The sequence below is a fragment of the Amycolatopsis sp. NPDC039088 genome (genome assembly GCF_055598845.1).
The window spans coordinates 38,547-63,014 of sequence record NZ_JBVKAE010000020.1 but is presented as its reverse complement, the minus strand read 5'-3'; the positions used below and the strand labels follow the sequence as shown (position 1 = coordinate 63,014).

Annotated in this window: 24 protein-coding genes; 16 read left to right on the top strand and 8 right to left on the bottom strand. The window is 68.4% G+C overall.

The window, feature by feature from the left end; all coding sequences use genetic code 11:
• Window positions 1-19 precede the first annotated feature (19 nt).
• Together ACZ7KI_RS24825 and ACZ7KI_RS24820 are read left to right on the top strand one after the other, a co-directional pair.
• The gene (locus tag ACZ7KI_RS24825) at window positions 20-823 is read left to right on the top strand and encodes a MerR family transcriptional regulator (RefSeq protein ID WP_470275479.1); all 804 of its coding nucleotides are present in this window, start codon (window positions 20-22) and stop codon (window positions 821-823) included.
• Entirely contained in the window at window positions 820-1,815 is a 996-nt protein-coding gene (locus tag ACZ7KI_RS24820; protein WP_470275478.1) for a BtrH N-terminal domain-containing protein, read from the top strand. The genes ACZ7KI_RS24825 and ACZ7KI_RS24820 overlap by 4 nt, the downstream gene beginning before the upstream one ends.
• On the opposite strand, the gene ACZ7KI_RS24815 is transcribed toward ACZ7KI_RS24820, so the two are convergent.
• Together ACZ7KI_RS24815 and ACZ7KI_RS24810 are read right to left on the bottom strand one after the other, a co-directional pair.
• Entirely contained in the window at window positions 1,797-2,594 is a 798-nt protein-coding gene (locus ACZ7KI_RS24815; RefSeq protein WP_470275477.1) for a DUF1684 domain-containing protein, read from the bottom strand. The genes ACZ7KI_RS24820 and ACZ7KI_RS24815 overlap by 19 nt on opposite strands.
• A gap of 86 nt (window positions 2,595-2,680) precedes the next feature.
• Window positions 2,681-2,977: an antibiotic biosynthesis monooxygenase family protein gene (locus tag ACZ7KI_RS24810; protein ID WP_470275476.1), complete on the bottom strand. Its 297-nt coding sequence runs from the start codon at window positions 2,975-2,977 to the stop codon at window positions 2,681-2,683.
• A 209-nt stretch (window positions 2,978-3,186) separates the two neighbouring features.
• On the opposite strand from ACZ7KI_RS24810, the gene ACZ7KI_RS24805 reads away from it, so the two are divergent.
• The 5 genes from ACZ7KI_RS24805 to ACZ7KI_RS24785 all read left to right on the top strand — a co-directional run bounded on the left by ACZ7KI_RS24805 (window position 3,187) and on the right by ACZ7KI_RS24785 (window position 8,444).
• Window positions 3,187-4,443 (top strand): HNH endonuclease signature motif containing protein, encoded by a 1,257-nt coding sequence (locus ACZ7KI_RS24805; protein ID WP_470275475.1) that lies wholly within the window; start codon window positions 3,187-3,189, stop codon window positions 4,441-4,443.
• 203 nt (window positions 4,444-4,646) lie between these two features.
• Window positions 4,647-5,273 carry a hypothetical protein gene (locus ACZ7KI_RS24800; protein ID WP_470275474.1) on the top strand — a complete coding sequence of 209 codons (627 nt, stop codon included), beginning with the start codon at window positions 4,647-4,649 and terminating at the stop codon, window positions 5,271-5,273.
• A 100-nt stretch (window positions 5,274-5,373) separates the two neighbouring features.
• A complete protein-coding gene (locus tag ACZ7KI_RS24795; protein ID WP_470275473.1) occupies window positions 5,374-7,572 on the top strand; it encodes a UvrD-helicase domain-containing protein in 2,199 nt (732 codons plus the stop codon).
• An 88-nt stretch (window positions 7,573-7,660) separates the two neighbouring features.
• On the top strand, window positions 7,661-8,038 hold the full coding sequence (locus tag ACZ7KI_RS24790; RefSeq protein ID WP_470275472.1) for a DUF1801 domain-containing protein: 378 nt from the start codon (window positions 7,661-7,663) through the stop codon (window positions 8,036-8,038).
• 13 nt (window positions 8,039-8,051) lie between these two features.
• The gene (locus ACZ7KI_RS24785; protein WP_470275471.1) at window positions 8,052-8,444 is read left to right on the top strand and encodes a YchJ family protein; all 393 of its coding nucleotides are present in this window, start codon (window positions 8,052-8,054) and stop codon (window positions 8,442-8,444) included.
• Here ACZ7KI_RS24785 and ACZ7KI_RS24780 read toward each other — a convergent pair.
• Window positions 8,437-8,823, bottom strand: coding sequence for an NUDIX domain-containing protein (locus ACZ7KI_RS24780; protein ID WP_470275470.1), 387 nt, complete (start codon window positions 8,821-8,823; stop codon window positions 8,437-8,439). The genes ACZ7KI_RS24785 and ACZ7KI_RS24780 overlap by 8 nt on opposite strands.
• Before the next feature lie 152 nt (window positions 8,824-8,975).
• Between ACZ7KI_RS24780 and ACZ7KI_RS24775 the strand changes: the two genes are divergently transcribed.
• The 5 genes from ACZ7KI_RS24775 (at window position 8,976) to ACZ7KI_RS24755 (ending at window position 15,609) form a co-directional block, all read left to right on the top strand.
• On the top strand, window positions 8,976-12,074 hold the full coding sequence (locus ACZ7KI_RS24775; protein WP_470275469.1) for a glycosyl hydrolase 2 galactose-binding domain-containing protein: 3,099 nt from the start codon (window positions 8,976-8,978) through the stop codon (window positions 12,072-12,074).
• A gap of 115 nt (window positions 12,075-12,189) precedes the next feature.
• Window positions 12,190-12,594: a helix-turn-helix transcriptional regulator gene (locus ACZ7KI_RS24770; RefSeq protein ID WP_470275556.1), complete on the top strand. Its 405-nt coding sequence runs from the start codon at window positions 12,190-12,192 to the stop codon at window positions 12,592-12,594.
• A 5-nt stretch (window positions 12,595-12,599) separates the two neighbouring features.
• Complete coding sequence (locus ACZ7KI_RS24765; protein WP_470275468.1) at window positions 12,600-12,995, top strand: VOC family protein; 396 nt, start codon at window positions 12,600-12,602, stop codon at window positions 12,993-12,995.
• A gap of 40 nt (window positions 12,996-13,035) precedes the next feature.
• Window positions 13,036-14,904 (top strand): Na+/H+ antiporter, encoded by a 1,869-nt coding sequence (locus tag ACZ7KI_RS24760; protein WP_470275555.1) that lies wholly within the window; start codon window positions 13,036-13,038, stop codon window positions 14,902-14,904.
• An 18-nt stretch (window positions 14,905-14,922) separates the two neighbouring features.
• A complete protein-coding gene (locus tag ACZ7KI_RS24755; protein ID WP_470275467.1) occupies window positions 14,923-15,609 on the top strand; it encodes a histidine phosphatase family protein in 687 nt (228 codons plus the stop codon).
• Here ACZ7KI_RS24755 and ACZ7KI_RS24750 read toward each other — a convergent pair.
• The 3 genes from ACZ7KI_RS24750 to ACZ7KI_RS24740 all read right to left on the bottom strand — a co-directional run bounded on the left by ACZ7KI_RS24750 (window position 15,572) and on the right by ACZ7KI_RS24740 (window position 17,466).
• Complete coding sequence (locus ACZ7KI_RS24750; RefSeq protein WP_470275466.1) at window positions 15,572-16,339, bottom strand: ABC transporter permease; 768 nt, start codon at window positions 16,337-16,339, stop codon at window positions 15,572-15,574. The genes ACZ7KI_RS24755 and ACZ7KI_RS24750 overlap by 38 nt on opposite strands.
• 40 nt (window positions 16,340-16,379) lie before the next feature.
• A complete protein-coding gene (locus tag ACZ7KI_RS24745) occupies window positions 16,380-16,865 on the bottom strand; it encodes an MmpS family transport accessory protein (protein WP_470275465.1) in 486 nt (161 codons plus the stop codon).
• Window positions 16,866-17,061: 196 nt separating this feature from the next.
• Window positions 17,062-17,466 carry an NUDIX hydrolase gene (locus ACZ7KI_RS24740; RefSeq protein ID WP_470275464.1) on the bottom strand — a complete coding sequence of 135 codons (405 nt, stop codon included), beginning with the start codon at window positions 17,464-17,466 and terminating at the stop codon, window positions 17,062-17,064.
• A gap of 30 nt (window positions 17,467-17,496) precedes the next feature.
• On the opposite strand from ACZ7KI_RS24740, the gene ACZ7KI_RS24735 reads away from it, so the two are divergent.
• Window positions 17,497-18,177 (top strand): helix-turn-helix domain-containing protein, encoded by a 681-nt coding sequence (locus ACZ7KI_RS24735; protein WP_470275463.1) that lies wholly within the window; start codon window positions 17,497-17,499, stop codon window positions 18,175-18,177.
• On the opposite strand, the gene ACZ7KI_RS24730 is transcribed toward ACZ7KI_RS24735, so the two are convergent.
• On the bottom strand, window positions 18,108-19,631 hold the full coding sequence (locus tag ACZ7KI_RS24730; RefSeq protein WP_470275462.1) for an FGGY-family carbohydrate kinase: 1,524 nt from the start codon (window positions 19,629-19,631) through the stop codon (window positions 18,108-18,110). The genes ACZ7KI_RS24735 and ACZ7KI_RS24730 overlap by 70 nt on opposite strands.
• Before the next feature lie 132 nt (window positions 19,632-19,763).
• Here ACZ7KI_RS24730 and ACZ7KI_RS24725 point away from each other — a divergent pair, with 132 nt between their 5' ends.
• The 3 genes from ACZ7KI_RS24725 to ACZ7KI_RS24715 all read left to right on the top strand — a co-directional run bounded on the left by ACZ7KI_RS24725 (window position 19,764) and on the right by ACZ7KI_RS24715 (window position 22,407).
• Complete coding sequence (locus ACZ7KI_RS24725) at window positions 19,764-20,744, top strand: LacI family DNA-binding transcriptional regulator (protein WP_470275461.1); 981 nt, start codon at window positions 19,764-19,766, stop codon at window positions 20,742-20,744.
• Between the two features lie 325 nt (window positions 20,745-21,069).
• Entirely contained in the window at window positions 21,070-21,651 is a 582-nt protein-coding gene (locus tag ACZ7KI_RS24720; protein ID WP_470275460.1) for a DNA-binding protein, read from the top strand.
• A gap of 99 nt (window positions 21,652-21,750) precedes the next feature.
• Window positions 21,751-22,407 (top strand): RES family NAD+ phosphorylase, encoded by a 657-nt coding sequence (locus ACZ7KI_RS24715; protein ID WP_465505824.1) that lies wholly within the window; start codon window positions 21,751-21,753, stop codon window positions 22,405-22,407.
• A 76-nt stretch (window positions 22,408-22,483) separates the two neighbouring features.
• Here ACZ7KI_RS24715 and ACZ7KI_RS24710 read toward each other — a convergent pair whose 3' ends face one another.
• Entirely contained in the window at window positions 22,484-24,451 is a 1,968-nt protein-coding gene (locus tag ACZ7KI_RS24710) for a S9 family peptidase (protein ID WP_470275459.1), read from the bottom strand.
• Window positions 24,452-24,468: the final 17 nt, after the last annotated feature.

The following is a 24,468-nucleotide window of genomic DNA, read 5'->3' as shown; positions in this document are numbered from 1 at the left end:
GAGGGTTCAGGCTTGTCCCATGACGACCTTGATGCCGATCGGCGTGTTCGCGCACGCCACCCGGCTGTCGGTCCGCGCGCTGCGGAACTACGACCGGCTCGGGCTGCTGGTGCCCGCCCTGATCGACCCCGATACCGGGTACCGCCGGTACTCGCTCGAACAGTTCGCCCGCGCGAGCCTGATCCGGCGGCTGCGGGAACTGGAGGTACCGCTCGCGGAGATCGCCGAGATCCTCCACGCGGGCACCTCGGACGACGTGAAGGCCGCGATCAAACGACACCATGACCGGGTGGCCGCGCGGGCCGCGGAACTCGCGGCGATCAGCGGCGAACTCGATTCCGTACTCGCCGAGCCGACGCGGTGGCTGCATGTCTACGAGCGCACGCGCGCGCCGCAACCGATCGCCCGCCTGACGATCCGGACCCCGCTGGGCGGTTTGGCCGAGCTGATCGGGCCGGCGTACGCCCGCCTGTTCGCCGCACTCGGAGCGCAAGGCGTCGCACCGGCCGGGCCGTCCGGGGCCCGGTATCTCACCGATGATCCCGATGAGTTGACCGTCGAGGTGTTCGTCCCGGTGGACGGGCCGGTGCGAGACGAGGACGGGATCGGCTCCGGCGAGCTTCCCGGTGGCTTGCTGGTCGCGACGATCCACGAGGGTGACTACGACGACGTCGAAACCGCTTACCGGTCACTGGGCCGCTGGATCGCCGAACGCGATCGCGTCCCGGCCGGACCCGCGGAGGAGTTGTACCTCGTGGCTCCCGGCCCGTCGGTCACGCCCGAGGCCTATCGCACCGAAATCGCCTGGCCGGTGCGCCCGTGATCCTCGACGGCATCAAGACCACGGGTGGCGAGCACTGCGAGACCAGCACCCTCGACGTCCTCCTGCGGCACGCCGGGATCGAGCTGACCGAGCCGATGCTGTTCGGGCTCGGAGAGGGCCTGGGCTTCATCTACTGGGACGGGAAGAACCTGCCGTTCCCGTTCCTCGGCGGACGCAGCAAACCCCTCGAGATCACGCGGAGACTGACCGAGCGGCTCGGGCTCTCCTTGACGGTCAAGGAGACCACGTCGACGCGCACGGCGTGGCGGAACGTCGCCGAGCGGATCGACGCCGGTCTCCCGGTCGGCCTGCAGCTCGACTCCTACCACCTCGAATACTTCACCTCGAAAGTCCACTTCGGTGGGCACGTCGCCGCTTTGTACGGCTATGACGACGAAAAGGCGTTCCTGGTCGACACGGCGCAGCAGGGCGGGGAGGTGACGACGTCACGGGAGAGCCTGGAACGCGCCCGGGCCGAGAAGGGGCCCATGACGGCGAAGAACCTCTCGTTCACCATCACCGCGAATGGGCCTCTCACGCCGATTTCCGACGCCGTCCGCTCCGCCGTGCGGGCCAACGCGGCGGAGTTCCTCAACCCGCCCATCGCCAACCTCGGATACCGCGGGATCGGCAAAGCCGCCGTCCAGGTACGGAAATGGCTGGACCGTAGCAGCGATCCGGCCCGCGACCTCCCGCAGGCCGCCACCCTGATGGAACAGGCGGGGACCGGCGGCGCGCTCTTCCGCCGATTCTACCGCGACTTCCTCGAAGAAAGCGCGGCCCTCGTCGACGACGCCGGTCTCCGTACCGCCGCCGAGAAATACCGCGAGATCACTCCACTATGGACAGAAGTGGCACAGTCGTTCACGCGGGCGGGCGAAACCGGCGATGTCCGGCACCTGGCCGGAGCGTCCGCCGTCCTGTCCGAGCTGGCTCAGCGCGAACAGGAGGCGATGACGGCACTGGCGACGGTTCAGCTCTGTCGCTCGTAGGGCAGCTTCTCCCCCGCTTCCACCGCGAACGGCAACCGGTTACCGGCAGGCGGCAACGGGCAGGTGGCGAAGTCGGTGAACGCGCACGGCAGATTCGTCGCGCGTGTGAAGTCGAGGACGACGGACCCGTCCTCGGCGGGAGCCGCCACCGCGAGCGAGCGGTTCGCCGCGTAGGTGGTGACGCCGCTCGTGGCGTCGGTGAACAGGATGAGCAGGCCGTCCTTCTTGCCGTTGAACGCGGTGAGCGTGTGCTCCACGCCGTCGTGTTCGAAACGCACGATGCCCGGCGAGACGTAGACGTGACTGAGGCCTTCGACGACCGCGCCGACCGTGGTCGGCCGCGGCTCGTCGAAAGCCTCGAAGGTGCCGGAAAGCACCCACGCCTCGTCGGGCTCGTACGCCGGGACGCCGCGGAAAGCGTTCAGCACAGGGGCTTTCGGGTCGTGCGCGCGGATCAGGTACCCACCGCGGCGCGCCACCTCGATCTCGATGTCCCCGGCGACGACGCGGGTGGTCGCGCCACTGTTGACCAGCTCGAAGCGGTGGACGCCGGTGACCCGCTCGCCCACGTGGGAGAGCTCCGCGCCCTGCGGGTCGAGGTAGGCCGCGTCGGCGTCCTGCCACCACAAGCCGGGCAGCCCCTCGTACGCGCGCGGCTTGTCCTCGAGCCAGTCGAGAGAGACCAGGGCGAGCCAGCCGAGCGGGTCGGCGAGATCGCGCTCGCGCTGGGTCTTCCAGTCCTGCCAGTCCCGCGTGAACGTGTCCAGGCTTGTGCTCATCGCCGATCCCTTCCGTGACCTTGTTCGTTCTTCCAGGTCAACGGCTTGCGGACGGCGATATTTCCCGTCCCGGCATGTGGGCGTTCCTAGCGGCGGTAGTCCTCGGTGGTGCCTTCCTCGGCGGAGATCAATTCGGTGATGGGCGCGAAGAACGCCTTGATGCCCGGAAGGTTCGCGCCCTTCTCCCGCGACGCGGCGAAGTCCTCGGAGGAACGCCACCACACGATGTCGAGCCAGGTTTCGTCGTCGACCCGGATCAGCTGGGCGTCGAGGAAGCCCTCCCTGTCGGCCCGAAAGTCGGCGAGCATCGCGGTCCGTGCCTGGAGCAGTTCGTCCGCGCGGTCGGCCGGGACCTTGAAACGGGTCAGTTCCACTGTCGTCATGGTGCCGATGCTAGGCGAGGGCGGTCGCTACGCTTCCTTTGCCTTGGTCGCCCCAGACGCCGCCGCTGGACCGCACTTAGTCGACTAATTGCGGCGCCGCACAGTAGCCGCCTCACCTGGCGATATCACCCTTCAGTGGTCAATGCGAGGAGTTCATTGTCGCTTAAAATTACGAACACATGTTCGACTCAATTTGGTATTATCGAGAGGTGTCCGAGACCTTTTTTCCCGAGTTGCCGCAGGAGCTGTGGCGCGCCGGCAAGCTGGAGCTTGCCCATGGCGTGCAACATTTCCTGCAGGTGATACGGCTGGCTTCCGCGGCGCTGGGGCGGTATCTCGCCGAGATCGATTCCCGGGGCGCGAAAGACTTGTATGGCTACGGCAGTACCGTGACGTGGTTCGCCGACGTGGCGGGGCTTTCCTTCGGCGAGGCGCGTCCGGTGGTGAACCGGGCGATCGCGTTGAACCCGACCCGCGCCCTGGACGGCACGGAAGTTCCCCCTGTCGCCTCCGCGACGGCCGCCGTGGCCGCCGAGGGTCTGGTCGCGGACGAACGGATCGAGCAGATCTTGGGGATTCTGAAGAAGATTCCCGCCGACACATCCGCCGAAGACCGCGACAGTGCGGAAAAGATCCTCGCCGAGCTCGCCCGGCACGCCGGCCCGCGGCAGCTCGCCGAAGCCGAGGGGAACCTGCTGGCATGGCTGGACCCGGACGGAAATGAACCGAAGGACCCCGAACCGGCCGAACCCCGCGGGGAAATCACCCTGGAACGTCGCAAGGACGGGTTCTGGAAACTCAATGGCCTGCTCGATGACGAGTCGGGGGCTCGTACGGCGGCCGCTCTCGAGGCCTACGCCCGGCCTCGCCCGATCGACGAATTCGGCCAAGCGGATCCGCGGACCAAAGCCGAACGTCAAGGTGACGCGTGGGTCGAGCTACTCGATCTCGCGATCGCGTGCCCGGATCAGCCCGGCACCAGCGGATATCGCACCCTGGTGCACGTCACCATCGGCCTTGAAGAGTTGAAGTCGGGTCTCGGCACCGCGTGCTTGGACTTCGTCGGGACCATGACCGCTCGCGAAGCCCGCCTCGCGGCCTGCGACTGCCTCATGCTTCCGGTCGTGATGAACGCCGCGGGCGAGCCCCTGGATGTGGGACGGCTAAGGCGGTTCGTCACCCCAGGCCAACGACGCGCACTGAACATCCGGGACGGCGGATGCGCGTTCCCCGGCTGCCATCGCAGGCCCAAGAACTGCCACGCCCACCATATTCATCACTGGGCAGACGGTGGCCCCACCGACCTCCGCAACCTCACCCTGCTCTGCGGTTTCCATCACCGCCTGATCCACCACGGCGACTGGCAGGTCCGCATGGCGGGCGACGGGATACCGGAGTTCATTCCGCCGCAGTATCTGGATCCGCTACGAAGACCCCGGCGCAACACCCTCCACCGCGCCGCTTGACCCCTGTATGAGCCGCAGAGCCCGCCAGCCACACCGGCGACGGGCCCTTCGGCATGCCCACAGGCTTAAGAACTGTTCGGTAGCGGCGGTAGCCCGGAGATCGGCTGGGCTATTCGGGCGTATTCGACACGAAGATCTCCACGTCGTGTCGGTGCCCGGTGCAGGATCGTCCGTTCCGGACTTGGGAGGGGACGGAACGCCTCATGGTGAATCAGCCACGTGGCCCGGATGGCCGCTGGATCAAATACAAGTACGGCGTCGGCGCGGCGGCGGTCGGAGTCGCCGTGGCCGCCGGGAGCGGCTTGAGCGGCGGCACCGCCGCCTCCCTCGATTCCGCCGCGAGCCAAGCCGTCAAAGGCAAAACCGCCAGCAAGAAATCCGCGCAGAAGGGTCGCCATTCCGAAGCATGGCAGCGCCTCGGCTGGCGTCAGCTCAAGAAGATCGCGAAACGCGAGCTGAAATGCGGCCCGCATTCCTTCGGCGAAGTCCAGCGTTTCTTCCTGCGCCACCCCTGCGTCGATCTCGACCGCCTGGTCGTCACCGTCGATGACGGGTCCGGCAACAAGATCGCCGTGTCCGTCGCGTGGGTGAAGATGCCCAAGGCGAACGAAGCAGCCGATCTGAAACGGCTCGTCGACAAGGACGGCACCGGCAATGTCGCCCTCCTCGGCGAGGGACAGCACGGAGAGCGCTTCACCGGCGAAGACTACGACTCGCGCCTCGACCGGAAACTGGTCGTGATCGCCGAGTCGGCTCGCGTCGCCGGGCGGCCGAGCGAAGCGACGCTGGAGACGGCCGTCGAGATCGCCGTCGAATTCCCCGCACCTTGACCATCACCAAAGGAACGGACCGTACGTGAGCAGGAGCGAATACTCGAGAAGGCGACTCGAAGCCCAAGCCAGGCAGCTTCTGGAGAGAACCTTCACCGGTTTGGATTCGCTGCAACGCAATGTCCTCACCGCTCTGCTCAGCCGGACCGGCGCGGGCTGGCGGCTGCTGGTCAATCTGGCTTTGCCGTCGAACGACGGCCGGAGCGCTGACGCGTTCCTGATCGGACGTACCGGCGTCCTCGCTCTCCTGATCACCGACAAGGACCCGGACGACGAAGCCGTGCGCCAAGTTCTGCGCCACGCGAAGGAGCGCTTCGCCGGGATCCCCGGACCGCTTGGCCGTTCCTTGGCCGAGAGCGCGATCCACCTCGCGGTGATCGGCTCGGGTATGGGCAAGGCCCACCAGGACGGCATCTACTGGTCACTGACCGAATCCAGCCTCGACCGCGTCTTCCGGCGCGACGCGCTCCACCTCGACCAGCGGCTGGTCGCCCGCATCGCGGAGCAGGCGGAACGACGCCTCCGCGGTTACCGTCCTTTGGCCGTCCAGCAGCTGGATCGCGCTCCGGAAGCGGATGGGCTGCTGGACCCGTCCGAACTGATCGAAGACCAGCTCGGTGCGGCACAGCGACGGTCGTTCGATTCCTGGCTCACTTTCCTGCATCCGCGGCAGAACGCCATCGTCAAACGCGACTACTCGGGCCCCGCGCGGATCAGCGGCCCGGCGGGGACCGGCAAAACGGTCGTCGCGCTGCACCGGCTCAGGCATCTCGCCCGGCTCAGCACCGGCCCATTGCTGTTCACCACCTACGTCCACTCGCTGCCGTCGGTGGTCAAGACGGCCTTCGACCGGCTTGCACCGGAACTGGAGGGCCGAGCCGAGTTCACGAACCTGCACGGCTGGGTCCGCCGATTCCTCGCCGAGCGGGGTGTACCGGTGAACGTCGACCGGCGCAAGATCGGCACGGTGTTCAGCTTCGCGTGGATGGCTTACCGCGAGCGGCTGCAGCTCATCGAACCGAACGTCGATTACTGGCGCACGGAACTGGACCGGGTGATCAAAGGTCGCGGGATCACAACGCTCGACGGCTACGTAGCGGCCGCGCGCCGAGGCCGGATCCTGCCGCTCAACGCGAGCCAGAGAGAACACGTCTGGGGCCTCTACGAGCACTATCAGCGCGGACTCGCGGACAAGGGCCTGCACGACTACAACGACCTGATCGAACTGGGCCACGCCGAACTCGTGCGACGCCCGCTCGAAACGCCGTACGCGGCGGTTGTCGTCGACGAGGTCCAGGACATCACGCTGGGCGGCTTGAAGCTGTTGCGGGAACTGGCCGGCGACGGACCGAACAAACTCCTGCTGGTCGGCGACGGGCAGCAACAGGTGTATCCCGGAGGCTGGCGGCTGTCCGACGCCGGTATCCCGATCCAGGGCCGCGGCGAGATCCTGAAGGTCAACTACCGCAACCGCGCCGAGGTGCTGGGTTTCGCGCAGCGGTTCGACGCCACGAACCGGGTGGACGACCTCGACGGCGCGGACGGAGTCACCTTGCGCGCGGCCGAATCGGCCAGCGAGGGCGGCTCCACCGTGACCTGGCGTGGCACCTCACGCGATCTTCCTGACGCCCTGGCCGACGCCGTTCGAACCCTGCCGGTCGACCGGGATCACGCGGCGCTGATCGTCTTCCATCACAAGGACCTGAGCAGGTGCGCCGAAATTCTGCGCGCGGCGGGGATAGCCACGCTGGCGCTGGAGAACTACACCGGCGAAGCCGACGGCAAGCTCAAGATCGGGACCGTGCACCGCGCCAAGGGGCTCGACTTCCAGGCGGTGCTGGTGCTGGAGAACGTCCGCGAAAGCGTGACCGGGACGCAGGCCGAAGAGGAACGCCGTGAGCTACGCGGCAGGCAGCATTTGGTCGCAGCTACCCGCGCCCGCGACTTCCTCTGGTGGGGCGTGCTCGACGACACCGGTACCGGCGCCGAAATCCCGGCACAGCCCGAGGCGCAGGCCAAAGAAGCCGAATGCGTTCACGACATGCCGATCTCGTGGTGTTCGCTGTGCCGGAAGCCACCGCCGAACGTCCTGCCCCACGGCTACCGGACCGGGGAGGGGAACGCCTATCACAACGATCCGGACTGCACTTGGCTGCGCAAAGGCCAGGGCCGGGCGCATCGTCAGGGCAAGAACGTCCACGACATCGTCCGCCTCGCCTGGGGTTCGGTCGCACCCGGCGAGCTCGAGCCGTGCGAGTTCTGCTGTAGCTCGCTATGGATGCGACGCCATGGGCACTAGCCCGCTCACCGAATAATTTTTTTGTCTTGACAACTTCAACCTTCGGGCGGTTAGCTGAGCGCAGCACACCGACCGAAGGGATCCAGTCATGGCCAAGTTCGCGAACGTCGACGACTACATCGCCGCCCTGCCCGAAACTCTGCGCGAGGTCGCGACCGCGCTGCGACCGATCGTCAACGCCGCCCTACCGGGCTCCATCGAGGCGATGTACTACGGTTCCCCCACCTGGAGCGCGGGCGAAGCCACGGGAAAGAACCTCGTCTGCCTACTGAAGGCGTATTCGTCGTACGTCACCTTCGCCCTTTGGAAGGGACAGCTCGTCAACGACGAGTCAGGCAGGCTGGAGGCGAGCGCTCGCGAGATGGCGCACGTCAAACTGCGCTCGCTCGCCGACATCGACGCCGATCTGTTCACCGGCTGGCTCAAGGAGGCACGGGACCTCGAAACCGTCGCGGCGGCGCGATGACACAATCGCCGTCGTGCCCGCGATCACCGACGAATCCCGTTGCCCGTGCGGCCTCGGCGAGCCCTACGGCGCTTGCTGCGGCCGCTTCCACCGGGGAACCGCGACAGCTCCGACCGCCGAACTCCTGATGCGGTCGCGGTTCAGCGCGTTCGCCGTCGGCGACACCGCGTACCTCACCAGTACCTGGCACCCGGACACGCGGCCGTCGGACCTTGAACTTGACCCGGGACAGCGCTGGACGTTCCTGGAGATCCTCGGCAAGACCGGCGGAGGCCTGCTGGAGAACGAGGGCACCGTAGAGTTCCGAGCCCATTACCGGCAGGACCGCCGAGCCGGCAGCATGCAGGAGAACAGTCACTTCGTCCGCGTGGACGGGAAGTGGATCTACGTGGCGCCCGTCAGCTGACCGGGCGGCCGTCTTCGCAGGGCACCAGGCCGCCGGACCGGACGGCGCCGAGTGCCACCGCGACTCGACGCGCGAGCACCTGGCTCAGCTTCCGCGTCGCCTCCGCCACGGGTATCAAGGCCGCGGAGACGATCTCCAGGTCCACGAAGTCGAACTCGGCGACCTCGGCGTCCGCGATGACACCGCCGTCGAAGATGAACGCGAGTCCTTCGGGCAGCCGGCCGCCGGAGGACATGTAGTCGATGACGATCAGTCTGCCAGGCAAACGGGTGATGCCGAGTTCTTCGGCGATCTCACGCTCGGCCGTGCGCCACGGCGGCTCGTTCTCGTCGCAGGCGCCACCTGGGATTTCCCAGTCTTCCTTGTACGAGGGCTCCACGATCAGGACACTAACGGCGCGCGTCCCACAAACCCCTCACGAGGGTCTGTTCCCCACGTGACGAGGCGGCTACTATCGCACCCAATTGTTAGGGAACTTTCTTAACGATATCCACCCCAGGTCCGCCGCCGTGTGCCCGAGGAGGCGCGCTCGTGAGTTTTCGGCAGAACAGAACCCGGATCCCGTTACTGGCCATGACCGTCACCGCGCTGGCCGCCGCGGTCTGCGGGGTGACCACCGCTCCCGCCGCCACCGGCGCGGAAGTGGCCGTGCCGCTGACCGTCGGCGCCGCCGCGGGCAACGCCACCCCCATCCCCGGTTACGTGATCCAGTCCTCGGCACAGGTCAGCGACGATTCGGCGGTGTCGAAGCCGGGCTTCCCCGCCTCCGGCTGGTACCCGGTGTCGTCGCGGTCGACGGTCTACGCCGGTTTGCTGCAGAACGGCAAATACGCCGACCCGTTCTACTCGACGAACATGAAGAACGTCCCGGCGGCACAGTTCTCCGTGCCGTGGTGGTACCGGACCGACCTCAACGTCGAGGACACCTCGTCGCGCACCTATCTCGACTTCAGCGGTGTGCTCTCGAAGGCCGACGTCTGGGTCAACGGCACGAGGATCGCGACGAAGGACCAGGTCAACGGCGCCTACACGCGGCACGACCTCGACATCACCGCGCACGTGCGCGCGGGCGTCAACAGCGTCGCCTTCAAGGTCTACCCCAACGATCCCAACAACGACCTCTCCATGGGCTGGATCGACTGGGCGCAGACCCCGCCGGACCAGAACATGGGCATCGTCCGTGACGTCCTCGTCCGTCGCGGCGGCCCGGTCGCGTTGCGCAGCGCGCACGTGGTCCAGAAACTGAACTCGTCACTCGACCACGCCGACCTCACGGTGAAGGCCGACGTCCGCAACGACACGGCGAACGCGGTGCAGACCACCGTGGCCGGCACGGTCGCGGGCAAGCCGGTCAGCCAGACCGTCTCGCTGGCGGCCAAGGAGCGCAAGACCGTCACCTTCCCGGTGATCGGTCTCGACAACCCCGACCTCTGGTGGCCGGCCGGGATGGGCTCACAGCACCGGTACGAACTCGACCTGACGGCGAGCGTCGGCGGCGCGCCGTCGGACACCTCGAAGTCGAAGTTCGGTGTCCGCGACGTCAAGGCGCCGTTGAACTCCAGCGGCGCACGGCAGTACAGCGTCAACGGCAAACCGTTGCTGATCAGGGGCGGCGGCTACACGCCGGATCTGTTCCTGCGCTGGAACGCGACCGCGGCGGCCGACAAGCTCAAGTACGTGCTGAACCTCGGACTCAACACGGTCCGGCTGGAAGGGCACATCGAACCGGACGAGTTCTTCGACCTCGCCGACGACCTCGGCGTGCTGACGATGCCCGGCTGGGAATGCTGCGACAAGTGGGAAGGCCAGGTCAACGGCGAGGAGAAGGGCGAGCCCTGGGTCGAATCGGACTACCCGATCGCCAAGGCTTCGATGTTCTCCGAGGCCGAGCGACTGCGTGACCACCCGAGCGTCATCTCCTTCCACATCGGCAGCGACTTCGCGCCGGACAGGCGGATCGAGCAGGGTTATCTCGACGCGATGAAGGCCGCGGACTTCACGCCCCCGGTGATCCCGTCGGCGTCGAAGCGGCCGTCCCCGATCACGGGCGCGTCCGGGATGAAGATGAACGGCCCGTACGACTATGTCCCGCCGGTCTACTGGTACGACAAGTCGCAAAAGGAGCGTGGCGGCGCCTGGAGCTTCAACTCGGAGACCAGCGCCGGCGTCGACATCCCGACGATGGACACACTGAAGCGGATGATGTCGCCGAGCGAACTGGAAACGATGTGGAAGGACCCGTCCGCACCGCAGTATCACCGTTCCTCGTCGTCGACGTTCGCGAACCTGAAGCTGTTCGGTGACGCGCTCACCAAACGGTATGGCGCGGCGGCGAACCTGAACGACTTCGTGCGGAAAGCGCAACTCGCGCAGTACGAGAACGTCCGCGCGGAGTTCGAATCGCACTCGCGCAACTACACCGACTCGACCAACCCGTCGACCGGGTTGATCTACTGGATGCTCAACAGCCCGTGGACCTCCTTGCACTGGCAGCTGTTCGACGCCTACATGGACCAGAACGGCGCCTACTACGGTGCGAAGAAGGCCAACGAGCCGCTGCACATCCAGTACTCGCACGACAACCGTTCGGTCGTGGTGATCAACCAGACGTCGAACGCGGTGAACGGGCTGACGGCGACCACGAAGCTGTACAACCTCGACGGCACGGAGAAGTACAGCAACACCAAGACCGGGCTGTCGGTCGGCGCGCTGGGCGCCAAGGCCACCGCGGTCACCGTTCCGGCGGTGAGCGGGCTGTCGACGACCTATCTGGCGAAGCTGGTGCTCACCGACTCGTCCGGCAAGGAGGTCAGCCGGAACGTGTACTGGCTCTCCACCAAGGCGGACACGCTCAACTGGGGCGGCAGCGACTGGTACTACACCCCTCAGTCGGCCTTCGCGGACCTGTCCGGGCTGAACAACCTCGGCCAGGCGGCCGTCGGCGCGACGGCGAACTCGGTCGCCGGTGCCGACGGCACCACCACCACGACCGTGACGCTGAAGAACACCTCGGGCGGCAAGATACCGGCGTTCTACGTCGACACGCACGTGGTGGATTCCGCGGGCAAGCCGGTCCTCCCGGTCGAGTGGAACGACAACGCGGTGAGCCTGTGGCCGGGTGAAACGACCACGCTGACCGCGAAGTACCGCACGGCGGACCTCAAGGGCTCCAAGCCTTCGGTGCGGGTCTCCGGCTGGAACACCGGGACGCAGACCGTTCCGGCCGACGGCTCCGGCCCCGGTCCGGGCAACCCGGTCGACTACCAGGCCGAGGACGCCACAATCGTCCAGGGCGCGGTGGAGTCCAACCACGCCGGCTACACCGGCACCGGGTTCGTCAACTACGACAACGTGGCGGGCAGCTCGGTCGAGTGGACCGTCACCGCGCCGTCGGCGGGCACCTACGACGTCGTCGTCCGGTACGCCAACGGGACGACGACGAGCCGACCGCTGGACTTCTCCGTCAACGGCTCGGTCAGCGCGTCGGGTGTCGCCTTCGGCGGCACCGGGGCGTGGCCGACCTGGACGACGAAAACCGTCCGGGTGACCCTGGCGGCGGGGGTGAACAAGATCAAGGCGGTCGCCACCACGGCGAACGGCGGCCCCAACGTCGACAAGATCACGCTTTAGCACGGGAGTCGCCAAAGGCCCCTTCGCCGCCGGTGAAGGGGCCTTTCGGCGTATCGGCGTGGGTTACGCTTTCCGGGTGACCGGTAAACCCGACCCGCGCCTGCGTGACCTCGCCATGCTGCGACGCGTCCGCGACCGGATCGACCGTGACTACGCGCAGCCGCTCGACGTCGAGGCGCTGGCGCGTGGCGTCCACGTTTCCGCCGGGCACTTGAGCCGCGAGTTCCGGGCGGCGTACGGCGAGTCGCCCTACAGCTACCTGATGACCCGCCGAATCGAGCGGGCCATGATGCTGCTGCGACGCGGGGACATGTCGGTCACCGAGGTCTGCTTCGACGTCGGCTTCTCGTCACTCGGCACCTTCAGCACGCGGTTCTCCGAACTGGTCGGCATCTCGCCGAGCGCCTACCGCAAGCAGGCGGCGGAAGAAGGCCGCGGCATGCCCGGCTGCGTCGTCAAACAGGTCATGCGGCCGATCAGGAATAAAGAAGCGGCTCCCCCGCGCGCCGACCTACCTTGAGTCGCATGACCCTCTCGATTCACGCGTCCTTCCTCCCCGCCGACGATCTCGAGGCTTCACTTTCCTTCTATCGCGACATTCTGGGCTTCGAAGTACGTGAGGAAGACCCGGACCGGGTCCTCGTCGGCGCGCCAGGACAGCCGCGGACGTCGATCGTGCTCCAGTCGCCCGTCACCGATCCGGAGCTCACCGACGAGGAACGCCTCACGATCACCGAACTGATGGCGAAGGGCAGCTACGCGACCATCTTGCTCGCCACCCGGGACCTGAACGCGACGTTCGACCGGATCCAGGCGACCGGCGCCGACGTCGTCCAGGAACCCATCGACCAGCCCCACGGCGTCCGTGACTGCGCTTTCCGCGACCCGGCGGGCAACCTGGTGCGGATCGAACAGCGGTAGCCCTGCCTCGGTGCGCGCGCACCGCGGCCCTCGGGTGATGATGAGCGGCGTGGAGATCGCGGTAGAACTCGTGGCACTGGTGGTGGCCGTCCTCCTGGTCACCGCCGCGGCGCGGAAACTCGACTGGTCGGCGCCGCTGTGCCTGATCGCGGTCGGGGTCGTCGCCTCGTACGTCCCCGGCGTCCCGGAGTACGAACTGGACCCGGAGGTCGTCCTGCTGGGGCTGCTGCCCCCGTTGCTGTACGCGACCGCGATCCGCACGTCGCTGATCGACTTCCGCCGCAACCGCGGACCCATCCTGCTGCTGTCGGTGGGGCTCGTCATCTTCACCACGGCCGCGGTCGGTGTGGTGGCGTGGCTGGTGATCCCCGGCCTGCCGCTCGCCGCCGGGCTCGCGATCGGCGCGGTGGTCGCCCCGCCCGACGCGGTCGCGGCCACCGCGGTCGCCCGTAAGGTCGGGATGCCGCGCAAACTGACCCGGCTGCTGGAGGGCGAGAGCCTCTTCAACGACGCGGCCGCGCTGGTCGCGCTGCGGACCGCCATCGCGGCCATCGCCGGTTCGGTCAGCCTGCTGCAGGTCGGCGGGGATTTCCTGCTCGCCGCGGGCGGCGGGCTGGTGATCGGGTTCGCCGTCGGCGCGCTCGCCGCGATGATCCGCACCCACCTCGAAGATCCGGTCACCGACACCGCGCTTTCGCTGGTGGTGCCGTTCGTCGCCTATATCGCCGCCGAGGCGATCCATGGTTCCGGGGTGATCGCCGTCGTCGTCGCGGGCCTGATCCTCGGGCACAAGGCGCCGAGCATGCTCTCCGGCCGGTCCCGGCTGGCGAGCAGGCTGAACTGGCAGACCATCCAGTTCCTGCTGGAGAACATCGTCTTCCTGCTGATCGGCCTGCAGGTCCGGCGGATCATGACCGAGGTCGGCCACAGCGGGCTGAGCTGGTTCCAGCTGGTGGTGATCTGTGCCGCCACACTCGCCGCGACGGTCGTCACCCGCATCGTCTGGATGACAGGCATCGGCCTGGCGCGGCGGGTGTTCCGCCGTCACGCCTGGCCGTGGCGGTACTCGGCGGTGATCGCCTGGGCGGGGATGCGCGGGGTGGTCACGCTCGCGGCGGCGTTCGTGCTGCCCGCCGACACCCCGCAGCGGGCCGTGCTGGTACTGGTCGCGTTCGTCGTCGTGGCCGGAACGCTGGTGCTGCACGGCACGACGCTGCCGGTGCTGGTGCGGCGCCTGAAACTGCCGCCGCCGGATCCCGCCGAGGACGCGCTGCAGGAGGCGGCCGTGCTCAACGACATGACGCGGGCCGCGATCGAGGAACTGGAGCAGATCCGGACTCCTGAAGACCCCGACGACATCGTCGAGCGCCTGCGCAGCCGTCTGCAGCACCGGTCCGATTCGGCTTGGGAAGAACTCGGCAGGCAGAGCACGCTGACCGAGACGCCGAGCGACGCGTACCGGCGCCTGCGGCTGAGACTGCTCGAAGTCGAACGGGCGAAGTTCCTGGAGGCGCGCGACTCCGGTATGGCCGATGATGATGTCCTGCGCCGGATCCTCGAACGCCTCGATATCGAGGAATCCATGCTGGACAGGGAGGAGGAGACCGTGCCGGACTCCGATCGCGAACTGCGCACGCCCGCCGCGACGAAGGGATCCTGCAAGCATCTGACCAAGAGCTGGCCGGAGGTCCAGCCTGATACGCCCGACGAATGCGCGGTCTGTGTCGAGAACGGGATGACCTGGGTGCATCTGCGCGAATGCGTCAAATGCGGGAACGTGGCCTGCTGCGACTCGTCGCCGGGCAAACACGCGACCGAGCACTTCCACGAGACCCTGCACCCGGTGATGCGCAGCCACGAGCCCGGCGAGACCTGGCGCTGGTGCTTCGTGGACAAACAACTGGGGTAGCTCGGTATCGTCCGAAGCATGAGCACCCCTGAGCAGGAAGTCGAGTACCGCCAGCACCGCTTCTCACCCCCGCCCGGCGCGACCGAGATCTTCCTTGTCCGCCACGGAGAATCGGCCCCGGCGAAGGGCAGCGCGCCGTTCGACCTCGTCGACGGGCAGGCCGATCCGGACCTCGCGCCGGAGGGCAGGGACCACGCCGAACGAGTGGGGCGCCGTCTCGCGGACGAGCGGATCTCCGCGCTGTACGTGACGACGCTGCGCCGGACGCCGCAGACCGCGGCGCCCTTGGCGGCGAAGCTCGGACTCACACCTGAGGTCGAGCCGGACCTGAGGGAGATCCACCTCGGAGACTGGGAGAACGGGCTTTTCCGGCGCTACACCCACGAAGGCCACCCGATCGTCGAACAGCTGTGGCGCGAGCAGCGCTGGGACGTCATCCCGGGCGCGGAGACGATGGAGTCGTTCGGCGGCCGGATCAGGGCGGCCATCGGCAGGCTCGCGGCGGCCAACCCGGACCGGCGGATCGCCGTGTTCACCCACGGCGGCGTCATCGGCGAGGTCTTCGCGCAGGCCAGCGCCGCGAAGAACCGGTTCGCGTTCCTCGGGGCGGACAACGGCTCGATCTCACATCTGGTGGTCTCCGGCGACGACTGGATGGTGCGACGGTTCAACGACACGTCGCATCTTCAGTCACCTCTCGGCTGATCCGGCCCGCCGCGACCAGGTGCACGGCGACCAGGACCGCGGCGGCCTCCGCGGCCAGCAACCCGATGAGCACGAGCACCTGCGTCACCCCGGCCTGCACCGGCCCGGCGCCACCGAGGAGGACACCGACGTAGGCGCCGGGCAAGGTCACCAGGCCGACCGTGCGGGTCTGGTCGAGCGCGGGGATCAGCGCCTGCCCCGCCGAGGGACGGCAGATCTCCAGCGCCGCCGGGCGCCGCGGGAAACCCAGTGCCAGCGCGGCTTCGTACTCGCCGTGCCGTGACGAGAGTTCGTCCAGCGCGCGCCGCGAGGCCTGGGAGGTCGCGGACATCGCGCCGCCGATGACGATCCCGGCGATCGGCACGACCGCGATGGGCCGCCACGGGACCACCCCGGCCGCGAGTACGAGCGCCAGCACCGGCACCACGCCGGACGCGATGGCGAGCGCGACCCACCCCAGATCCTTCGGCACGCCGATCCGGCGCGCGGAGGTGACCGCCGCGATCGCGAACATCAGCAGCACGAAACCGCCGGTCAGCCAGCCGGATTTCAGGATCCCGACGATCACCAGTGAAACGACGGCGAGCTGCACCACGGCGCGCGCGGCGGCGAACAGCACCGCCCTGCCCTGCCCCAGCCGCCCGAAATGCACGACGGCCGCGCCGAAGATCGCCAGCACGGCGAGGACCACGGCCAGCACTGGGCCGAAGGCGATCGCACCATCAGTCACGCCGGTGATCCTGCCGCAGAAAGGCGGTCGGAGCGGGGAACTACGCGGTGCAGGTCACCGGCGCGCCCGGGGCGGGGGCGGTGTGGTCGCTGACGACCACCCCGTCGACGACGATCCGGCACTTCAACGCGCCACGGCCCGAGCCCTGTGCGGAGACGCTGTAGAACTCGTCGCGGTCTTCCTGGCTCGCGCGCTCGAAGGTGGTGCTCCACGGCGCCGCCACATCGGTCTTCTGCATGAGTTCGGAGCCCTGCGCGACGTAGGTGACGTTCTGCGCGCCCTCCGCGCCGGAAAGCTCGTAGACGACCGAATGCGTCACCGTCCGCACGGCGGCCGCGGCCTGTTCGACCCGCGGCGCGGGCGGGCTCTGCACCGGCCGCGACGCCTTCGGGAGTACGTAACTGGTCAGGGTGACGGCGACGACCATCACACCCAGCACGACCACGACCGTCCCGAGCGGCTTCAGCCTGCCCGGGGCCCCCGATGCCGGCGCCGATGCCGAAGGGGTCGCGGTGGGAACACTCATGGAGAGGTCTTCTCTCGTCCGAGCGCACTTCCAGCAAGTGCGTCGACTACTTCTCGTTCGAAGGTGACTCCGCGTTAGCCGTTATCGGGAAGAAACCCGATATTCACCCTTTTGGGTGTCCCGAAGATCGGGAACGGCTGGTCATCGAGCTGTCGGCGTAAACAGGCTGAGCCGGATGGCTCACTTTGAGTGATACCTAGTCCACGTGACCGGCGTCCGCGAGCAACCCGAGCACACGCTGCCCTGCAGGCGGGCACAGGTGGGCGTCGGCCGAAGTGAGCCAGGCCGACTCCGCGATCTCCCTGCCGGGCTCGGGTTCGCCGCGATGCTCGGCGGTGTAACAGGTCATCCGGACCCGGCGGCCGTCCGCGTAGCCATCGGCCTGTTCGCTCAGCACTGCGAAGAAGCGGAAGCTCAACGGGTCGAGCTCGACGCCGAGTTCCTCCCTGATCTCCCGGCACAGCCCGGCGACGTCACCCTCCCCCTGTTCGCGCTTGCCTCCCGGCAGGTAGAACTTGGCCTTTCCCTCGGTCCGCACCGACAGCAGACGGCGGTCGCGGACGTGGATCCAGGCCAGTGAGTCGATCTCTGCTTCCGGCACGGCCTGATTCTGTCGTAACACTGGGGCATCATGGCAACCGTGTATCGGGAGACGACGGCCCCCAGCGTGCTGAGCGCCGTCGTGCGCTGCCTGTGGGAGGACACCGGCCAGGCGCCGAAGCGGATCGTGCCCGACGGCTGCGTCGACCTGGTCGAGAGCGGCGACGAGGTCTTCGTCGCCGGACCGGACACCACGGCCTGGACCTGGGAAAAACGGGCTCACGGCGTGCGGTTCGCACCCGGCAGAGCGCGCGACGTCCTCGGGCTCGGCGCCGACGAACTGCGGGATCAGCGTGTTCCCCTCGGCGACCTCTGGGGCAAGGAGGGCGAGCTGCTGGCCGAGCGCGTGGTCTCCGGCGCCGCCTCGCTGACCGACGTCGTCGCGGAGCGCCGAGCCGGGCATGCCGACCGCGAGATCGCGGCGTTGATCGCCAGGCTGGACCACGGCGTCCCCGGGGTTTCGGCCGCCTTGGAGCGCTTCACCCTCGGCGAACGGCAGTTACGGCGGCGGTTCACCCTCGCGGTCGGCTACGGCCCGGCGACATACCTGCGCGTCACCCGGTTCCAGCGCGCCATCGGGCTGGCCGGGAGCGCACCGAACCTCGCTTCGCTGGCGTTCTCGGCGGGCTACGCCGATCAAGCTCACCTGAGTCGGGATTGCCGGGAATTCTCCGGGGTGAAGGCGAGCGAATTCTTCCGCGCCAGGAAGTGAGCGATGTCCACTGTGGACCGGTAGAGCGCGCGGTAGTGCGGATAGAACTCGTCGTAGACGTCGGCGTCCGCGCCGGGGCGGACGATCTCGGCCACCGGGTTCCACGCTTCGACGTCCGGTTCCCGGCCCAGCGCGATGGACGCCAGAACGGCGTCGCCGAACGCGGCACCGATGGTTTCCGCGGGGATCTCCTGGTCGATCCGCGCGACGTCGCTGACGATCCGCGTCCACACCCCGCCCCGCGTCCCGCCGCCGACGGCGACGAACCGGCGCGTGCCGCCACCGGCGTCCCGCATGGCTTCGAGGTTGTGCCGCACCCCGTACGCCGTCCCTTCCAGCGCCGCGCGGTACAGCTCGGCGCGGCCGTGGGAAGTGGTGAGCCCGGCGAGGACGCCGCGTGCGTCCGGATCCGGTATCGGTGTCCGTTCTCCGGCGAAGTAGGGCAGCATCAGCAACCCGCGGCCGCCGGCCGGGACCTCGCCCGCCGCCGCGGCCAGCTCCCCGAACCCGCCGCCGACGAGATCCCGCAGCCAGTCGGTGATCGCACCCGAGGTGGCCATCCCCGCCGCGAGCGAATAGCTGCCGGGGAACACACCGCGGGTCGTCCACAACCCCGGCCCGGGGCGGGGATCGGACAACACCTGGATCAGGAACATCGTGGTGCCGTACATGAGCATCGTGTCCCCCGGAGACGTGACGCCGGCGCTGGTCGCCTCTGCCCAGGCGTCCACCGTCCCGGCCGTCACCGGGATTCCTCGCGGCAGCCCGGTCTGCGCGGCCGCCTCGGCGGTGACCGCGCCGACCACCTCGGTCGGCCACGCGAGCCTTGGTAGTTCGATGCCGGGGGCGATCGCGGCGACCCGGTCCGGCGCCCACCGCGCCTCGCGCAGGTCGTACAGGGGGTCGCATTGGCTCGCGGAATGGTGGTCGAGGACGTATTCACCGGTGAGGCGCAGGACAAGGAACGAACTCGCCATCAGGAAGAGTTTCGCGCGTTCGAACACATCCGGTTCGTTCTTGGCGAGCCATCGCCATTTCGGCCCGACGGCCTGCGAGCCGAGTGCGCTCCCACCGCGTTCCACAATGGATTCTTCGCCGAATTCCCGGGTCAATTCCCGGATTTCGTCGTGCGCACGGGTATCGACGCCGTAAAGGATCGCCGGACGCAACGGTTTACCGGAAGCGTCCGCGGGGAGCAGCACCGGCCCGATCCCGCTGACCGACACCCCGATGATGGGATGATCCCCGGCCCCCGCCGAAAGTTCCCTCGCCAGAACGAGGAAATCCTGCCACCACACGGTTTCGGCGTCGTGCTCGAACCAGCCGGGACGGGGACGGGAGGTTTCGTGCGGCCGGGACGCTCGTGCCACCACGGCGCCCCGGGAATCGACGAGGACACCTTTGGAACTCGAGGTGCCGATGTCGATGCCGAGCACCAGGCCCGGGTCGCCCACGGCACCTCCGAACTTCGAAGCGCGATCAACGCGATCAAAGCGACTAGCGCGATCAGCGGATGGTAACGATTGTCGGCCAAGCTATTCTTCCCGTGCGAAGGTGTCAAGACACCTGCAGAAGGGGAGGTCGCGGTGGCCACCATCAACGACGTGGCGGCGAAGGCCGGGGTTTCGACGGCGACCGTGTCGAGGACGCTCAACGGAAAGTCCACTGTGGATCCGGTGCTCGCGGCACGGGTGCAGGCCGCCGCCGCGGAATTGGGATACCACCCGAACGGGCTCGCGAGGAATCTGCGCCGTCAGGAGACCGCGGTGCTCGCGCTGATCATCTCCGACGTGGAGAACCCCTTCTTCACCGCGATCGCCCGCGGCGTGGAGGACATCGCGCAGACGGCGGGCTACTCGGTCGTGTTGTGCAACGCGGACGACAACGAGGAGAAGGAGCGGCGTTACATCGACGTCGCCCTCCAGGAGCGGGTCGCCGGCGTGGTGCTCTCCCCCACCGGCCGGGCCACCAACGTCGACAGGCTGACTCAGCGTGGCACGCCCGTGGTCGCCGTCGACCGGCCGCTGCGGGAGAGCACCGGGGACCAGGTGCTGGTCGACACCCGGCTCGCCGCCCGCGACGCGACGCGCCACCTGCTCGACGGCGGATACCGGCGGGTCGCGTGCGTCAGCGGGCCGCCAGGGGTACGGACCGCCGAAGACCGGCTAGCCGGCTACACCGACGCCGTCGGCGTGGAGAACGCGCTCACCCGGCGTGCCGAATTCCGGGCCGAGGGCGGCAGGCTCGCCGCGCTCAGCCTGCTCGACGAGCCGGAGCCGCCGGACGCGCTGCTGATCGGCAACAGCACGATGGCGATCGGCGTCCTGGAGGCACTGGCCTCACGCGGACTGCGCTCCGGGCAGGACGTGGGAATCGTGTCCTTCGACGACGCGCCGTGGACCACGCTGATCGATCCGCCGCTGACGGTGGTCGCGCAGCCGGCGAACGAGGTGGGCAAGGTCGCCGCCGAGCTGCTGCTCGCCCGGATCGGCGACAGCACGCGCAAGGCCACGACGACCACGCTGCAGGCGAAGCTGATCGTGCGCCGGAGTTCACGGCGCGAGTAAGCGGTGCGCACGACGTGCCTGGGCGACCGGCTCGCACCGGCCGCCCAGGAACGCCCCACCCCCTTGTTCCCCCAAGCCGGCTCCACACCAGCCGGGTTCTCCGAAGCGGTGGGAAGAAATCGATTACCATTCGGAAGGTAAGTTCCCTTTCACGCCCTGTCAAGCCGGGATACCTGGACAAGGCCGCCCGATCCGGGCACACTATGGCGAAATTACCTACTGCGCGTGTTTGATCCCGTGCACTCTGTGTTCATCTTTGGTGAATTCACCCACGAAATCGAGATGAGACCGCACGAACCCGCACAGACGCGTTACTCTAGGCGGTATGTCCATAGCGCTCGAGAACGTCCTCGCCAAGGCCGGCCTCAAGGTCGACGCCAACGAGTTCCTGAACCTCGTGGAGGACGCGGCGCGGAAGCTGTCCCCGCCGAACCCCGATCCGTCGCATTACTTCTCGGCGGATCAGCGCGCCGCGCTCACCGACGTCGGCCTGGACCTCTCGCCCCGCAGCGAGGACGAACCGGACTTCCGTGCCCGTACCGTCGCCGCGCACGCCGTCCTGGCCGATTCAGCGCTGAGCGTGCTGGAAGCGGCGAAGGCGCTGGGTGTGGACGACAGCCGCATCCGCCACCGCCTCAAGGAGGGCAGGCTCACCGGCTGGAAGGACCAAGGCTGGCGGCTGCCGTCCTGGCAGTTCACCGGCTCCGGCGTCTTGCCCGGCCTGGAGATCGTGCTGCGCGCGGTCCCCGAGGACCAGCCCGCGCTCGTCGTCGCCGCGTTCATGAGCACGCCGCAGACCGATCTGGTGATCAACGACCACCCCGCCACCCCGCGCCAATGGCTGCTTTCCGGCGGCGACCCCGAGCACGTCGCCAAGCTGGTGGCCACCCTCGGGTCCCCGTTCTGAGCGTGTTCTGCCCGACGACGGAAAATTCCAGTCGGGGGTAGGCCGTAGGCTGACCCCACCGAGCAAGATCACCCGACAAGGACGGACGACTCCCGAGGTATGGCCCGGCTTCCCCTGCCGCCCGCACGCTCTGTCCTGGTCAAGGAGCTGCACCGCACCAGCGACGTGGTGACGGTGCATCCCGGCACCAGGCTGGTCAGGATCTTCACCGCGCACGGCAACCACCCCCAGCAGTGGAATTCGTTCCGCTACAGCGGCCCGCTCCCGCACGGCCGCTTCGACCCGCAGACCCCCGGTCGTGGCGGGCGCCCGGTGACCGACCCCGGCAACGGTGTCCTGTACTTCGGTCTCACCGTGCGCACCAGCATCGCCGAGGTCTTCCAGACCACCTCGACGGTCGACCGCAAATCCCGCGGCCCGCGGCTGGTCGTCGTCCGGCCGACCCGCACCCTGCGGCTGCTCGACCTCGCCGGCCTGTGGCCGACCCGTGTCGGCGCCTCGCAGGAGATCTCCAGCGGCCCGAAGAAGATCACCCAGGCCTGGGCACGCGCCATCCGCGCCGCCTTCGGCGACCTCGACGGCGTCTGGTACCGCTCGTCCATGGATTCCGGCGGTCCCGCGCTCGCGCTGTGGGATCCGCCTGCCGGGGACTCGCTGCCGGTCGCGCCGGACGTGCTGCTCCCCCTCGACCACCCGGGGCTCGACGTCCCGCTGGGCCGGGTGTGCGAAGAGCTGAACTACACGCTGCTGAGCTGACCCCCGTGTTATGAACGGACTTTCATCGCAAAATTTGCGATGAAAGTCCCGTTCATAACATCTGGTGACCCGAAGATCAGAGGTGGCGGCCCCACCACTCCAGCACCGCGTCGAACCGCTGCACCCGGTGCCGCGGCTGCCCCGAACGGGTGAGTTCGTGCCCTTCGCCCGGGAACAGCAGGAACTCGGCGGGGGTGCCGTTCTGCCGCAGCGCCACGTACATCCGCTGCGCCTGCTCCAGCGGGCACCGCCAGTCCTGCTCGGAGTGCACGACCATGAACGGGATGTCGATCTTCCCCGCGTAGGTCAGCGGGCTGCGCTTGCGCTGCTCTTCGACATCGCTGCCGACGTAGCCCTCGGCGAAGAACCAGCCGATGTCCGAGCTGCCGGTGAACGAGTCGTGCGCGTTGACCGCCCGTTCGCTCCACGCGGCGCGGAACCGGCCGCCGTGGTGCGCGGCGAGCCAGCTGGTCATGAAACCGCCGTACGAACCACCCATCACGCCGACGCGGTCACTGTCCAGGTTGGGCAGTTTCAGCGCTTCGTCCAGCAAGGTCAGCAGATCCAGCGCGTCCACGGTGCCGAAGCCGTGGACGATGCTGCGACCGTGGCTCTCGCCGTAACCGGCGGAGCCGCGCGGGTTGCCCAGGATGACGGCATAGCCCGCCTCGGCGAGCACCTGCGCCTCGTCGAAGACCTTCCATTCGTACGGCGCGAACGGTCCACCGTGGATCATCAGTACCACGGGATGCGGGCCATCGCCCTCGGGCCGGACGACCCAGCCGTGCACCGGGTAGCCGTCGGAGGCGGTCGCGTCCAGCTCCTCCAGCGGCCGGATCCCGGTGTCCCGCAACGCCTTCGAGTAGTCGGTCAGCACACGGGGCTCAGCGTCCACTTCGGACAGCAGCACGACGTCACCGGCGCTCTCGGGCGTCCCGACGACCGCGGCGATCCGCGTACCGTCGACGGCGAACGCCTTCACCGCGGCGAACTCGCCCGCCAGGTACCGCAACGATTTCAGCTCCGCCTGCTCGGCGTCGAGCGGAACGGCGCGCAATTCCGCGGCGCCGCGGGTGCGGACCACGACGAGAGCCTCGTCGCCGACGACGACCGGAGGGCCTGCCGCGTTGTCGCAGTCCACCGTTTCGACGTCGGTCAGCCGGCGCGGGGACGACGGCTGGTCGCCGTCAGGCCACGGCGCCTGATAGAGCCCGGTGTTGCGGGCGATCTCCTCGAGGCCGGGGAATTCGGTGCCGTAGAACAGGATCGAGCCGTCCGGCGCGGAGACCGGTTTGGCCGCGGTGCCCGGGGTCCGGACCAGCAGGCGGGGTTCGCCGCCCCCGGCGGGTACGGCGTAGACGTCCGAGCGGACGGTGTCTTCGATCGCCCAGTCACGGGGCGCGACGATCAGGACGTACTCGCCGTCGACCGTCCAGGATGGATGTTCGACGTCTGCCCGGTCGTCGGTCAGCGGAGTGAGCTCGGCCGGCGAGGACTCGTCCAGCGCGGCGACGGCGTCCACGACGAACAGTCGCTGTGGACGGTCGTTGAGGAAGCCGATGTCGTCGACCCGGTAGAAGAGGTTGGTGATGTGCCGCGGCGCTTCTTCGTGCGGCTCCGGGGTCTCGCCGTCCGCGTTCTCCGTGCCGTAGCGGCCCGGCTCGGGCACACGGGCGACGAAGGCGATCCGGCGGGAGTCGGGTGCCCAGACCGGCGCGCTCGCGCCGAGGGGAAGGTCGGTGATCCGCTTCGCGTCACCCCCCGCCGCGGCGATGACGTGTACCTGCGGTTTGGCCGCACGCCCGGAACCTTCCCCCGCGCGGAGGAAGGCGACCCACCGGCCGTCCGGGGAGATGGCGGGGGCGGAGTCCTTGGTCCCGTGGGTCCAAGGCCCTTCCCCGCCGCCGCCGAGGTCGACCTTGCGCAGGCCACCGCGGTAACTGTTCGTCTTCAGATCAGGCCTGCTCACGGCGGTGAGCAGCAGGTCTCCGCGCAGCGCGGGGGTGCCGGGGACCGTCAGGGCTTCGATGTCAACGGGACGCACGGCCCCGACGGTACCCG